This is a genomic window from Chitinophaga sp. 22308 (assembly GCF_052045305.1).
Lineage (GTDB): Bacteria > Bacteroidota > Bacteroidia > Chitinophagales > Chitinophagaceae > Chitinophaga > Chitinophaga varians_A.
This window is the reverse complement of sequence record NZ_JBQEOP010000010.1, coordinates 75,665-89,083: the sequence shown is the minus strand read 5'-3', so window position 1 is coordinate 89,083 and position 13,419 is coordinate 75,665. Positions and strand designations below refer to the sequence as shown.

11 protein-coding genes are annotated in these 13,419 nt (G+C 49.3%); 5 read left to right on the top strand and 6 right to left on the bottom strand.

Features of this window, described 5'->3' with window-relative positions; genetic code table 11:
* From ACTJJS_RS31145 to ACTJJS_RS31120, 6 genes are all read right to left on the bottom strand, one after another.
* Positions 1-576 (bottom strand): gluconate 2-dehydrogenase subunit 3 family protein, encoded by a 576-nt coding sequence (locus tag ACTJJS_RS31145; RefSeq protein ID WP_440667727.1) that lies wholly within the window; start codon positions 574-576, stop codon positions 1-3.
* A gap of 7 nt (positions 577-583) precedes the next feature.
* Entirely contained in the window at positions 584-1,384 is an 801-nt protein-coding gene (locus tag ACTJJS_RS31140; RefSeq protein WP_168875042.1) for a hypothetical protein, read from the bottom strand.
* Positions 1,385-1,413: 29 nt separating this feature from the next.
* Entirely contained in the window at positions 1,414-2,139 is a 726-nt protein-coding gene (locus tag ACTJJS_RS31135) for a TolC family protein (protein ID WP_440667725.1), read from the bottom strand.
* The gene (locus tag ACTJJS_RS31130) at positions 2,136-3,578 is read right to left on the bottom strand and encodes an O-antigen ligase family protein (RefSeq protein WP_440667723.1); all 1,443 of its coding nucleotides are present in this window, start codon (positions 3,576-3,578) and stop codon (positions 2,136-2,138) included. Before ACTJJS_RS31130 ends, ACTJJS_RS31135 begins: the two co-directional genes overlap by 4 nt.
* A 119-nt stretch (positions 3,579-3,697) precedes the next feature.
* The gene (locus ACTJJS_RS31125) at positions 3,698-4,774 is read right to left on the bottom strand and encodes an acyltransferase family protein (protein WP_440667721.1); all 1,077 of its coding nucleotides are present in this window, start codon (positions 4,772-4,774) and stop codon (positions 3,698-3,700) included.
* A 23-nt stretch (positions 4,775-4,797) separates the two neighbouring features.
* Complete coding sequence (locus ACTJJS_RS31120; protein ID WP_440667720.1) at positions 4,798-6,954, bottom strand: exopolysaccharide transport family protein; 2,157 nt, start codon at positions 6,952-6,954, stop codon at positions 4,798-4,800.
* Between the two features lie 853 nt (positions 6,955-7,807).
* Here ACTJJS_RS31120 and ACTJJS_RS31115 point away from each other — a divergent pair.
* The 5 genes from ACTJJS_RS31115 to asnB are packed head-to-tail and all read left to right on the top strand — an operon-like array spanning position 7,808 to position 13,415.
* On the top strand, positions 7,808-8,206 hold the full coding sequence (locus tag ACTJJS_RS31115; protein ID WP_168875047.1) for a response regulator: 399 nt from the start codon (positions 7,808-7,810) through the stop codon (positions 8,204-8,206).
* Between the two features lie 35 nt (positions 8,207-8,241).
* Positions 8,242-9,402 (top strand): sugar transferase, encoded by a 1,161-nt coding sequence (locus ACTJJS_RS31110; RefSeq protein ID WP_440667718.1) that lies wholly within the window; start codon positions 8,242-8,244, stop codon positions 9,400-9,402.
* The gene (locus tag ACTJJS_RS31105) at positions 9,402-10,616 is read left to right on the top strand and encodes a glycosyltransferase (protein ID WP_440667716.1); all 1,215 of its coding nucleotides are present in this window, start codon (positions 9,402-9,404) and stop codon (positions 10,614-10,616) included. Before ACTJJS_RS31110 ends, ACTJJS_RS31105 begins: the two co-directional genes overlap by 1 nt.
* Positions 10,600-11,526 (top strand): glycosyltransferase family 2 protein, encoded by a 927-nt coding sequence (locus ACTJJS_RS31100; protein WP_440667714.1) that lies wholly within the window; start codon positions 10,600-10,602, stop codon positions 11,524-11,526. The genes ACTJJS_RS31105 and ACTJJS_RS31100 overlap by 17 nt, the downstream gene beginning before the upstream one ends.
* Positions 11,514-13,415, top strand: a complete 1,902-nt coding sequence (gene asnB, locus ACTJJS_RS31095) for an asparagine synthase (glutamine-hydrolyzing) (protein ID WP_440667712.1) — start codon at positions 11,514-11,516, stop codon at positions 13,413-13,415. The genes ACTJJS_RS31100 and asnB overlap by 13 nt, the downstream gene beginning before the upstream one ends.
* The last annotated feature ends 4 nt before the right edge of the window (positions 13,416-13,419 follow it).

The window sequence follows — 13,419 nt, the reverse complement described above, 5'->3', positions numbered from 1 at the left end:
CTATTCTGTTGCCCAGCACCGCTGCCCGGGTTGCAGCGGGATGCAACCTTTGTAACGGCCTGGAATGTATTCGTACGCCATGGCTTTGGTAGCGCCCTGCATGGAGGTGCAGTAGCCGATGACGGTGTATTTTTTCAATGTCACAAAAAACGGGTCGCCGAACAGCCGTGACGATACCTTGCCCATCAGTCCTTCCCACGGCCTGCTTTTTTTCTCAAAATGCGCTACGACAGCCTCTTTTTCTTCCTTACGGCAATGGACAAACGATTTTCCGTACTTTGTCCGCGTATAAGAGGCCACATCATCGAGCCCGTACAGAAACCGGTTCTGCACTTTCCGCGATGAACAGTCGCGTATCATGGTCGCGATAAAGTCGTGTACGCCGGCGCTTTTGGCGCCCGGCGTATCGGTCTCGGGGATGATCACTTCCGCCAGTTCTGCGATCAATGGCAGGTACTGGTCGAGGTCCCCGAGATCGGGCTTTTTATTGAAGTAGTGGTAACCGGCGCCGCCGGCGATAGCGGCCCCGGCGCCTCCAAACAACAGTAATCTTGCAATAGCCTTCCGTCTGTTCATCAGGTTCCTATTTTTTTCGCTTCATGGCATTATAGCTCTGGTATTGCAGCAGCCATTCGTAAATGTTCATCCCGTTTTCGCGGTAGCGCGGGTCATAAAAGGAATGCCAGCAGCAATGGGCGCCCGGGTAAACGGTCAGCTTGTTGAGCCGGGGCTTGTATTTGCCAATGCTGTCGATGGCTTCCTTGGCATTGTTGAGGAAATAGTCGTCCTTGTCGCCTGCGAAATACCAGGTATGGATGTCTGCTTCGGCGGCCAGTTTATAGCGTTTCAGATAGGGAGGGTCTATCCTGGCGGCGGACATGGTCACGCAGCCGGCTATACGGTTTGACAGTTCCCTTTCATGCGTTTTGGCGGATTCCACCGACCATCCGCCGGCGCTGTAGCCGGTGAGGTACATCCGTGTGGTGTCTACCGGGTAATTTTTGATAACGTCATCCAGCATGGCGCTTACGTCCTGCGGGGCAAATGACCAGCTCTCCGCCAGCGGCGCCAGTACGATGAACTTGTACAGCTGCCCGTCTTTTTTGTTGACGGCTTCTATCTTTTTCCCTTCTTTCAGCTGGCGGGTGACGCCTTCGCGGAAAATTTTGCTGAGGTCTTTGCCAGCAATGCTGCGCCCATGAAAACAGATCAGCAGCGGGTACTTTTTACCGGGCACATTTTCTTCGGGCGTATAGATCAGCGCCAGTCTCTTCTGCCAGGGGCTGATCTTTACTTCTGTATTGCGCATCGGGCTATAATCCTGACCCGCAGCCATGATCCCTGTCAGCAAGCAGCCCATGAGAGTCATTATTCTCCGATACATAACAATTTTTTTTAGATACAAAACAACGATTACAACTGCGCCATCACATTTTCCAGTGTGGTGCCTACCAGCGCTTCCAGTATCAGTTTGGACTGACGGAGCACTTTTTCCAGCTGAATGTGTTTCACCATTTCACCATTGTAGGCGCTGTAGGAAGACTTGTAAATTTCAATCGGTACGGCAGGGTCGCCGGCGCGGAATTTTTCTTCTGCCTGATTGAAGTTCTGCAGCGCGTCTTCCATCAATGGCATATGCAGTTCATACAGTTTTTTGTTGGCCGCATATTCTTCATAAGCCTCCAGCACTTTGCCTTTCAGGGCCATTGCCTCGGCTTCGCGCTGTTTGTCGAGCAGCCGGCCTTCCGCTTTTACTCTTTTGATGTCGTTGGGGATTTTGATGAGATTGCCCAGCGGCAGCATTACACCGAAGTTGTAGCGGGGGTAGTAGTTGGTGTTAATGTTGTTGTTGCTGTTGCCTTTGATGGTAAACTCATTGAGGTTGCCCGCAGCGGTGAAATGGTTCAGCCAGGCGGCTCCCGCCATGTTCTTCTCGTATTTGTTGATCTCTTTTTTGATGGCATACTGGCTGATGTCGGGGTTTTGCAGTGCCAGTTCCACCAGCTTCTCTTTAAACCGGGCTACCGTAACGGGGTCCGCCGGCAGTTTTAACAACACAGCAGTATCTTTTTTCTGCAGCTGTGCAAAGGCGAAGATACTCATACACATTACCAGAACGGTAGTTAGCATTTTTTTCATGATTCAGTATTTAAGGCGTATAGATATTTTACTTTTATAGCGATAGCAGTGAGCGCATTCAGCATAATGGAGGATTCCACCAGGGTGGAGGCGTCCTGGGCATATTGAGCCAGCGCCATCTCCAGCATGGAGGCGGCGATGCCCAACATGAGCAGTTTATTGACTTCCCCGTCTATCCGGAAGTAGTTCCGGATGGCAATGGCGATCAGCAGGAAGAAATTGGCGGCTACGAGTAAAACGCCCGCCCAACCGGTTTCCAGCACCGCGCGCAGGTAGCCGTTGTCTGTCTGCAGATTAGCTAACGGATGACCGGGATAGAACAACTGTCCGTTACCGCCGGTGGTCATTACGCCGCCGCCCAACGGATGGTCGTAGATATAGGGCTGTATACGGTGACGGTTTTCATCCCTTACGTCCATGGAAGCGTCCTGTTTCCCGAGGAAAGCAGTACGGATACGGATGATGGTGCCATTGCTGTGAAAAGGGCCAAAGAGGATGACCAGCCCTGTAAACCCGAAGGCAATGGCGATCAGTATCGTATTGCGGTTGCGCAGGGTAGTCAGTAAAAAGAGCAGCAGTCCCACCGGCAGCATCACATAACCCGTACGGGTGCCGGAATAGCCCAGCGCCAGCCCCTGTAACACGATAGAGACGATCAGCAGTATTTTTCTTTTCAGGTCCAGGTTGACCATTTTGGCGGTCAGCAGTATCAGGCAGATAATGATGTTGCAGGCCATGATGATACCGAAAGAAGCTGCATCAGACATAAAGGAGAAAATGCGGATGCCGGAGATGATCATGGTGGTGGTGAACATCTTGGGATATTTGGCGATAAACGCTCTTTCATAAGGCATCAGTCCAAACCATTGCTGCAGGCAGGCATACACTGCAGCTGCGGTACATATGGCTATCCAGAACTTAAAGAAGGTACGCACGTCCTTCATACTGTTAAATACATGCAGGCCCAGTCCCAGGAAAATCATGTTCCGCACAAAAACCCTGAAGAAGATGAACCAGGCAAATACCCGGTGACCGGCAGGATTGGCGATCTGAATAATCAACAGGATGGCATAGAGATAGAAGGAGATGAGCAGGGCGTCTTTCATAAACTGCACCTTTTTAACGCTCTTGTCTCCCCGGCGGAGAATACAGCCAAGCAACGTACTTATCAGCAGCCCGTCCATCACCACGCCAACGCTTTGGCTGGAACCCGAAATCCTTTCCAGCAAAGGAAGTATCAGGGTAATGGTGATAAAAATATAATATCCCAGCCTGTAGTTGATCACACATATCAGACAGATGGCCATGCCTATAATCCCTACCACCATGGCCACCCCGATTTTCAGGTCCAGCGAGGCCACGTAGGTAAGCACCGGTATCAGCACGATCCAGAGCAACACCACCAACAGGCGGAGAATATTTTTTTTAATCGCAAACATTCGGTCTGACTGATTTTAGAGAAATATTGTTTTGATCAGCAGCAGGAGTATAATGACGCCCGCAAACAGAATGATCAGTGTCTGATGTAATCCCTCGCTGATGAATCTTTTTTCTTTTTTCATGATGTACGCATTGCATCGGCCACTACTTCGCGTTCTTTCAACGGGCCGGTGAACAGAAATTTCATACGCAGCAACAGGCAGCACCGGTACAGGATGATGGAGCCAAAGAGGCCCGCCGCCACCAGAACGGTCGTGATCACCGGGACGTTGGTGAGAATGCCCGTTTTCAGGATTGCTACCCGCAACAGGAATATAATTCCCAGGTGCAGCAGGTAGATGTATAATGAATAATGCCCGATGGTCTGCAGCATTTTCAGCTTTTCATATTTTGCGAGAATGAAGGCGATCATGATCACCAGCAATCCACCCAGCATGGCCAGCAGTGAAAACAGGTAGATGCTCATGTTGGCATGTGACATACAGTAATATTGCACCAGCAGGAACACAGGCACCAGCGCCAGCGCTTTCAGCGGAGAAGTGAGCTGCCGTTGTACCTGCTCGGAAAAGAAGTAACGCGCGGCCAGGTGTCCCAACACAAAGTATATATAGTAAATCATGACGTCGGAGATAGTGCTGATATCGCCGGCATACGATTTAAGGCCCAGCATTGCCAGCCCCAGCAACACCTGGACTACCGGGTGAAGCTTCAGTACGCAGGAGGTAAACAGGTAAAGCACCGATACATTAAACAGTGCCAGCAGGTACCACAGCTGGAGCATACTCCTCGGATGAATAAGAATGTCCAGGTAATTTTCCGGTGTCAGTTTGTGATTGGTATAATTCGTAAATAAAATCTGCAGCGTGACCTGGATAATGCACCACAGCAGATAAGGGTACAGCAGCGTATTGATTTTTGATATCAGGAAGTTCTGCGGTCCCCGCTTATTTACGCTGGAGGCGAAGAACAGCCCGGACAAAAAGAAGAACAGCGGCATCCGGAAGCCATAGAGCATTTCATTGGCCTCCATCATCAGCTGGTTGATATTGGCGCCGGTGTACAGCAAACCATAAATCACATGGCGGTACAGCACGAAAATGATCGCAATGCCTTTCGCATAGTCAACCCAGGCGTAACGCCGCGATGTTTGGGGGCGAAATGAAAAAATGTAATGAATGGCTTCTGTCAGTTTCATTAGTGTTTTTTTGGGGCAGAATGCTATAGGTCCAGGTAATCCTCATTGATGTTATTAAGCACAGCGCCGAGCAGTTTACCATTGAGCCCTTCCAGAAACTGGACCGACTCCCTGTCATTCTGTTTGAGGGACAGTTTGGATGAGAATACCGCTACTACGCCTTCTGCGTACTGTTCCAGCTCTTTACTGTCTGTATAGTCATTCAGCGGAGCGCCTTCCATGATAATGAAGTCATAGTATTGCTTCAGTTGAGGAAGATAGTTGAGCAGATGGTTTTTAGGCAGTATTTCAGCGGGCGTATAGTCGCCACCTTTACAACCAATTACTTCGATATTTTCTACACTGTAAGTGGTAACGATCTCCTTTACTTTTTCAATGCTGAATTCCTCAGGGGCGACAGAAAACGTTTCCAGCGTCGGCCTGGCCTGTAATTGCAGGGTAAGGTCGTTGTTGCAGAAGTTTGTGTCGATGATCAGCACCTTTTTATTGCTGAGGCTGAGGCTGTAGGACACCGCCTGTACCAGCGTTGTTTTACCCTGTTGCGGTTCGGTGCTGGTGAACAGGAAGATGGACTTGCCGCTGTTTTCTATTTCGAAACGCAGCTTGCGCAGGAATTCGCGGAAACTGTTCTGGCGCTTCCGTACGGCGTCATAGTTCTCTTCTTTCTGTTGCAGTACTTCCAGAATGCTGTATTTTTTCAGGTCAGCATGGTTGATGGTGCTGATCAGTTTGAGGTCTACGTTTTTTTCAAAAATAGAGGGCGACTTCATGGAAGAATCAAAGAACTCACGGAACAGGATGCTGATGGTGGTCAGCATAAAGATGGCCAGTCCGCACATGCCCATGATGATGATCCGTTTGGAGGACTCCGGTTTGAAGGCCGGCTGGCCTTTCAGTGTTTGACGGAAGTTGTCCATCGGTGCGGTACGGTTGTCGATAGCGGAGTTGAGCTTTTCTTTCAGTTTATTGTATTCGTCCTGTGCCAGTGTCACTTCCTGTTGCAGGGTGCTCACGGTGGCTTCCTTATTGGCGTATGAGCCTACTGAACCTTTCAGCATTCTGATTTTGGCCTGTAGGTTGGCGATGTTTTGATTGGATGCTTTCAGGTCTGATTCCAGACCGGCTTTTTTCTGCAGCAGTTCTTCCTTGCTGACAGCCGCACCGGTGGGGGTGGAGCTGATGGAAGATGCGTTCTGCAGCTGTTTCCGCAATGCTTTGATCCTTTCGGCGAGTGCGTCGTTGCTGCTGCCGGTCCGCAGGTATTCGTCGTTCAGGTCATTGATCTGACGGCGCAGGGAAACAATATCATTGTTGCTGCTGTAGGTGGTTTTGCCCTGGCTGGCGGCGGCTATCTGTGCATTGACGTTTTGCAGGGAGGCGGTCAGCGTGTTGCTGGTGGCCTGTTCGTCGAGCAGTCCTTTTTCGAGCTGGCTGATGAGCGACAGTTCATTGGTGCTGGCGGCTTCCACATTGAGCAGGCCGGCAGAAGATTTATACATACGAAGGGCTTCCACTTTGGCGTCCAGTTCCTGTTTCTTTTTGTTGACCAGCTCTTCGAAGGTAGATACGTTTTCCACGGTGCGTTCGGAACGCAGGCTGCGGTAGTAGCGGATAAACTCGCTGTACAGCGTGTTTACCACGAAGGCCGACTGTTCAGGGTTGGGCGAACGGAAGGAAATATCGATATAGTCGGTCCGGGAAAGGCGGCCTACATTCAGCATTTTGCGGATGGACTCATAGTCGTATTTGCACAGCTTCATGTACTCAAGGATACGACGTTCATCCGGGTGATAGGAGCTCAGCATCTGGAGGGAGTCCAAATGATTGCGGCAGATCTGCAGTGCTTCGGATTTGTTGAACGCTTTATACTCCGGCGTATTAAAATCTTTCTCCGTGAGGTGTACGAAGGGTTTGTTGCTGGTGAGGTCGTGGATGAGCAACTGATATTGCAGCAGTCCGATTACCAGTGGAGAGTTGATAGTCTGCACCACGTTTTCGAACTTCACGTCTGCTTCATATATATTGGTGTTCTCTTCTCTCAGGGTGATCTGGTCTTTAATGGTGAAGCCGGTGGACATCTGCGCGTTGGACACGTACAGGTGCTGCCTTCCCATGGTAAACACAAAGGCAAGTACTACCGCAGCAAGGGTACTGAGGATGATCCACCACTTCTTCTTCATTAATGCCTTTATAAAATATATTACATCCATATTAATTATGAAATTTTATCATTTATCCATTTAATCATGTTCGGTATACCGCCAGATCTCCGCGCCGGTTGAGCGCAGCAATCGAATTGGTATGAGTTTGCTGTGAAAATGTGTTGGCATTTTTCCAGCGGGTCTGCTTTAAATAAAACGGGTAAGAAATTAATCCAACCAGCGTCTAGTTGGTTTTGTCGAAGGATGTGGTCAGATAGGTGTGTAGGTGAAAAACCGGCGACATTACGGGGTGCGGCATATGTTCCGACATGTAATAAATGGCCTGTGGCATATCCGGTTTACGGCGCTAAATTACGAGGCAATTTTTTATGAAGTCTTTTTTTTGGGCGAAATGCAGTTTTTTGTTGGTGAACGATTAAAAATCCGGGTTGAAAATATTTCATAGTACTGAGAAACTGAATCAGTTAAGGTTGTTGGTGATCCTTAAATTGATGATATACTATATAACAATCACCTGCGGTAATATATGGTGTGTTGTTTCATTTCTTCATTGTCAGTTGCTTTTGTTGCACATGAATTTCGTTTACAGTGAAATTTCTGACTTTTACAGGGAAAAAACTACCGTTTACCAAATTATAGATTAGAGATAAAAGGATTATTCTAATTTTACACCCGTCGATTACAATTATCGACATACACCATAGCCAGCGATTAGAGTCGCAGTAGTAATTCACCTACATCCTCCTGAGAGACCGCTTAACCTGATTAACCTGACACCTGACCTTATCCCATTTAAAGCCATCATGTTTATTTACCATGCTGCACCCGTGCAGTATAAAAAAATTGATAAGTAGTCTCTTAATATAAGGTCATGAAAAAGACAATATTGATAATTGATGATAGCGCACCAATCAGATTTCTGCTGGAGGCAATGTTGAGCAAGGAATATAATGTGGTATCGGCTGCTGATGGATTTGTAGCACTTACCTGGCTTGGTAAAGGTAATGCAGTGGATTGCATTGTCAGCGATCTGCAGATGCCTAATATCAACGGATGGGAACTGTTGGAATACCTTTCCGGCAGCGGCTTATATCAGAATATACCGGTAGTGGTGTTGTCCAGTCAGCCGGACGTGGAAATGCACAATGCTGAGCTGGGACACAAATACCATAATGTACATGCGTTTGTACAAAAGCCATTTGACCCGATGCGGTTACTGGAAACGGTGGGCCAGGCTATTAACCGCCAGCTGGTGGCTATTGCCGGATAACCAAAATCATGTTGCTGTTATATAATCCCGAAAAAATGGATAAACTTACTACACCTACTTTGCAACCCTTTGTCTGTGAGAATGTACCGAATGTGGAAGCGACTACCGGCGCTGTTATTCGCGATCTGGTAAATGAGAAAACCGTGTTGATGGTTGGACAATTCCAGCACAAACTGTCGGATGACATGCCCAATTTCAGAAACCTGCTGGTCAGCAATGTGGCAGGAGCGGAGAAAGTGATCACTGAATTAAAACGGCTGTACCGCCGTTTGCCTGCTGCGATCGTTTTCCGGGTGAACAATGGTTTTGAAACAGGGCTGTCCCAATGGAAGGAATTCTTCACGCTTCAGCCGGCGATGACTGCGGTGCCATTCTTTCTGTTGACAGACAGGGTGACGGACCGTGTCCGCTCGCTGAAAAAAGAGTTTCCGTTTGTAGACGATGTCATTACCCGGGAAACATTCAACGATCTTCCCGGTAAAATCGAGTTCGTCACCAGGTTTAAAAATATGCAACAGCTGCCGCCAGTGCAGCAGGAGCCCGCGCTCCCGGTATTGGCGCAGAAAAGCAACCGCTGGGGCTATTTCCTGAAACGTGCTTTTGATATCATAGCCTCCACCTCGCTGTTGCTGATCGCCAGCCCGGTGATGCTGCTGATAGCAATAGCCATCAAGCTGGAATCCAAAGGCAATGTGTTTTACGCCTCTCCGCGCGCCGGCAAAAACTACAAGATCTTCAAGTTCTATAAGTTCCGTACCATGGTGGCGGATGCCGACAAACAGCTGGCCAAACTGAAACATCTTAATCAGTACGGCAATAATGATAAAGGGGCGGTGTTTTACAAGGTGTCCAACGACCCACGCATCACCCGCCTTGGCAATTTTCTCCGCAATACCAGCCTGGACGAGATACCGCAGCTGTTCAATGTATTGAAAGGCGACATGTCGCTGGTGGGCAACAGGCCGCTGCCGCTGTATGAAGCAGCCACCCTTACCACCGACGAGTGGGCGGAACGTTTCATCGCGCCTGCCGGTATCACCGGATTGTGGCAGATCAGCAAACGCGGTAAAAAAGAAATGTCTGCCGAAGAAAGGATAGAACTGGACATCAACTACGCATACCGCAATTCATTCGCTTATGATATGTGGTTGATCATGAACACACCGAAAGCGCTGATACAAAAAGATAACGTGTAATGTTGCTGCACCTCATAGAAATTTTACTGTTTGCTTACCTGGCTGCATGTGTACTGTATAATCTTGTGCTGTCTGTGGCCGGCCGCCTGGCCCGGAAAAAGAACCTGGCCACACAGGCTGCCGACGTCCGCTACGCGCGTATCGCGATATTGGTGCCGGCTTACCGGGAAGACGCCATTATATTGTCTACTGCCCGCAGCTATGCGAAACAGTCATATCCTGCCGCCAGCTTTGAGACGATTGTGGTGGCAGATTCGCTGCAGCCTGCCACGGTGCGGCAGTTGAGACAGGACGGCATCAGCGTGGTCGAGGTGTCATTCGATAAAAGCACAAAGGCAAAATCACTCAACGCCGCGTTTGAGCAGTTGGGCGATGATTATGATATAGCGCTGATCTGCGATGCGGACAACGTACTGGAAACATCTTTCCTGGAGAAGATCAATCAGGCTTACCAGCAAGGCCACCATGCCATTCAGGGGCGCCGCGTAGCTAAAAACATGGACAGCCCGTTTGCCGTGCTGGACGCGGTAAACGAAATCGTGGCCAATCATCTGTACCGAAAAGGGGCCAATGTATTGGGGCTTTCTTCTTCCGTGATAGGCTCCGGTATGGCCTTTCACTATCCGCTGGCGAAAAGTGTCCTGAAGGAAATTCAGGCTACCGGCGGTTTTGACAAGGTGCTGCAACTGCTGTTGATAGAAAAAGGATATCCTGTTTATTATCTGGAAGATGCTTGCATCTTCGATGAAAAAGTGGAAAGCTCCGAAGCATTCCAGAACCAGCGCAAACGCTGGGTGTCCAGCCAGTTCGTTTACCTGCGCACCTATTGGGGCAAAGGTTGGGCGCAGCTTTGGAAAGGCAACGTCAATTACTTTAACTTGGCCGTATGCCAGAATATTTTGTTGCCGAGAATGATCCTGCTGGCAGGCCTCCTGTGCTGCACAGCGCTGGCTTTCCTGCTGCAACGGTCATTGTCAATACCTGCGTGGTGGTGGGCCGTTGTTTTTCTGCTCAACATCCTCAGCCTGTTGCTGCCGTTACCGCGCCTGTTTTTTACCCGCTATTTCTTCACCGCACTGACAGGACTGCCCAAAGCGGTATGGATCATGGTGTCGCTGATGTTCCGGTTGAAAGGGGCCAACAATACTTTCATTCACACGCAACATACAAAAACGGAAATCGATAATCCTTTGTTAGATGCAGCCAGAAAATAACATATCGTCCCCGTTGGTGTCTATCATTACGGTCAACTACAACAACAGTGCGGTGACCTGTGACCTGCTGCATTCACTGGCGAAAAACAGTTATCGCCATACAGAGGTGATCGTGGTAGACAATGCCTCGACAGAAAATCCGACAGCTTTGTTTGAAGCCGCCTATCCCGGGGTGCAGGTGATCTGCAGCCAGGTCAATAAGGGTTTTGCCGGCGGCAACAACCTCGGCGTGAAAGCCGCCAGGGGACAGTTTCTCTTCCTGGTCAACAATGACACGGAGTTTACGCCGGGCCTCATAGAAGGACTGCTGGAAATATTTGACCAGTATCCGGACGCAGGCGTGGTAAGCCCCAAATTTCACTACTACTTTCATAAAGGCACGCTGGAATATGCCGGTTACCGCGCGGTGGACATCTTTACCGGACGTAACAGCATGATCGGCTGCAGGGAAGAGGACAGAGGACAATACGACACAATATCAGAGACCAACTACGCCCACGGTGGCGCCATGATGATATCCCGCGCTGCGTTGGAAAAAGTGGGACTGATGCCTGAGCTGTATTTTCTCTACTACGAGGAGTTCGACTGGTGCGAGCAGTTCAAGCGCCAGGGTTATAAAATCTATTACCAGTACAAATCACTGATTTATCATAAAGAATCCATGACAACGGGCAAAAACAGTCCGTTGAAAACATATTACATCACCCGTAACCGGTTGCTGTTTATGAGAAGGAACGTGAAACTGCCTGCCAGAATGGTGTTTATGGCTTATTTCTCCTTGCTGACGGTGCCCAAAAATACCCTGCAGTTTATACTGAAAAGGGAATCGGCCCATCTCAAAGCCTTCTGGAAAGGAATCATGTGGAACCTTACACACCTAAAACGTAATACTGACCCATGTGCGGCATAGCAGGATTTATTGACTTCAAAAAAAGAGCCGATGCAGACATGCTGCATCGGATGACAGACGTGCTGGCACATCGCGGGCCGAATGATAAAGGATATGAAGTGATGGAACATGGTGCCGCGAGCATCGGCCTGGGACAACGCCGTTTGTCCATACAGGACCTGAGCGCGCTGGGCCATCAACCGATGCACTTCACCCACCTTTCCCTGGTTTTTAACGGGGAGATATACAATTTCAAAGAGATCCGGGCTGACCTGGAGAAGCTGGGCTACACCTTCCAGTCTTCATCTGATACCGAAGTGCTGATTAAAGGTTACCATGCCTGGAAAGAAAAAGTGCTGGACCGTTGTATCGGCATGTTTGCCTTTGTAATGCTGGACCGCAATGCAGAAAAAGTGGTCCTCTGCAGGGACCGCGCCGGTGTAAAACCTTTGTATTACTACTGGGACGGCAGTACGCTGTTGTTCGGTTCAGAGCTCAAAAGCCTCTGTGAATGCCCGTTTTTTCCACGGCAGATCGATGTGAAAAGTATGTCGCTTTTCTTGCAGTACAGCTACATACCCGGTCCTTACACCATTTATACCGATACCCGCAAACTGAGGCCCGGCCATCTGTTGGAGATATCGCTCAGCAATGCGGTGACGACAGAAAAAGAATACTGGAATGTATTAAATGCCTATCATCAGCCACTGACCACCCTGCATGAAAATGAAGTGCTGGAAAAGACCGAAGAGCTGATGTTAAGCGCCTATCAATACCGCATGGTGGCCGATGTGCCGGTGGGAGTGTTTCTCAGCGGCGGTTATGACAGCGCTAGTGTGGCGGCTATGTTGCAGCACGGCTCGTCCTCCCGTATTAAAACCTTTACCATTGGGTATAAGGAAAAACAGTGGGACGAATCGGCAGAGGCACGCAAGATCGCGCAACATCTGGGAACAGACCATCATGAATGGATTATCGGCCCTGAAGATGCAAAAGGTGTGCTGGAACAGCTGCCGGAGATCTATGACGAGCCGTTTGCCGACAACTCCACGGTGCCAACTACGCTGGTCAGCAAACTGGCGAGCCGGCAGGTGAAAGTGGCCCTGTCTGCCGATGGCGGCGATGAAATTTTTGCAGGTTACAATAAGTTCAATCAGTCCCTGTCATATACCAGTCAACTGCCACGAGGTATACAGCAAGTGCTTAGCACCGTTATGGGCTGGGTGAACCCGGAGGTTATTCCGTACTTTAACAAGCAATACAATTTCTCTTCGCGGTATGAAAAAATGAAGCTGATATGGGCTTCCGGTAAGCCGCAGGAGGCTATGAAATACATTGCGCAATATCTCACGGAAAGTGAAGTGGCCCGCTACACCGGCAGGCAGCCGGATAATTACAAAACCAATTTCGATCTCAACGGAGAGCTGACGGGGGTGAATGATCCGCTGAACCGCTTACTGGCCGTGGATTACAAAACCTTCCTGGCAGATAACAACCTGGTAAAGGTGGACCGGGCCACTATGTCCGTTGGCATCGAAGGCCGAGAACCCATGCTGGACCACCGCCTGGTGGAGTTCCTGGCCCAGGTGCCGGCATCACTGAAAGTTAAAAACAATACCAATAAATACATCCTCAAACAGATCGTTCACAAGTACATCCCGCCGGCATTGATGGACAGGCCCAAACGTCCGTTCATCGCCCCGTTGCAGGAGTGGTTCCGCGACGATCTGAAAGAACAGATGCAGTATTACCTGTCGCCGGAAAGACTGAACAAGACCAACCTGTTCCATGCCCCGCATATACAACAGCTGTTGCAGCAATATCTGTCAGGCGGTAAGGTGAGCCATCAGAAATTATGGAACATTCTGGTTTTCCAGCTTTGGTATAACCGGTGGATAGCAAAACTGTAAGGAA

Excerpts from the sequence above, each read along its gene's own strand:
- ACTJJS_RS31115 (WP_168875047.1), top strand. The coding sequence starts at position 7,808 with ATGAAAAAGACAATATTGATAATTGATGATAGCGCACCAATCAGATTT.
- ACTJJS_RS31120 (WP_440667720.1), bottom strand. The coding sequence starts at position 6,954 with ATGAAGAAGAAGTGGTGGATCATCCTCAGTACCCTTGCTGCGGTAGTA.
- ACTJJS_RS31105 (WP_440667716.1), top strand. The coding sequence starts at position 9,402 with ATGTTGCTGCACCTCATAGAAATTTTACTGTTTGCTTACCTGGCTGCA.
- ACTJJS_RS31130 (WP_440667723.1), bottom strand. The coding sequence starts at position 3,578 with ATGTTTGCGATTAAAAAAAATATTCTCCGCCTGTTGGTGGTGTTGCTC.
- asnB (WP_440667712.1), top strand. The coding sequence starts at position 11,514 with ATGTGCGGCATAGCAGGATTTATTGACTTCAAAAAAAGAGCCGATGCA.
- ACTJJS_RS31140 (WP_168875042.1), bottom strand. The coding sequence starts at position 1,384 with ATGTATCGGAGAATAATGACTCTCATGGGCTGCTTGCTGACAGGGATC.
- ACTJJS_RS31125 (WP_440667721.1), bottom strand. The coding sequence starts at position 4,774 with ATGAAACTGACAGAAGCCATTCATTACATTTTTTCATTTCGCCCCCAA.
- ACTJJS_RS31135 (WP_440667725.1), bottom strand. The coding sequence starts at position 2,139 with ATGAAAAAAATGCTAACTACCGTTCTGGTAATGTGTATGAGTATCTTC.
- ACTJJS_RS31110 (WP_440667718.1), top strand. The coding sequence starts at position 8,242 with ATGGATAAACTTACTACACCTACTTTGCAACCCTTTGTCTGTGAGAAT.
- ACTJJS_RS31100 (WP_440667714.1), top strand. The coding sequence starts at position 10,600 with ATGCAGCCAGAAAATAACATATCGTCCCCGTTGGTGTCTATCATTACG.
- ACTJJS_RS31145 (WP_440667727.1), bottom strand. The coding sequence starts at position 576 with ATGAACAGACGGAAGGCTATTGCAAGATTACTGTTGTTTGGAGGCGCC.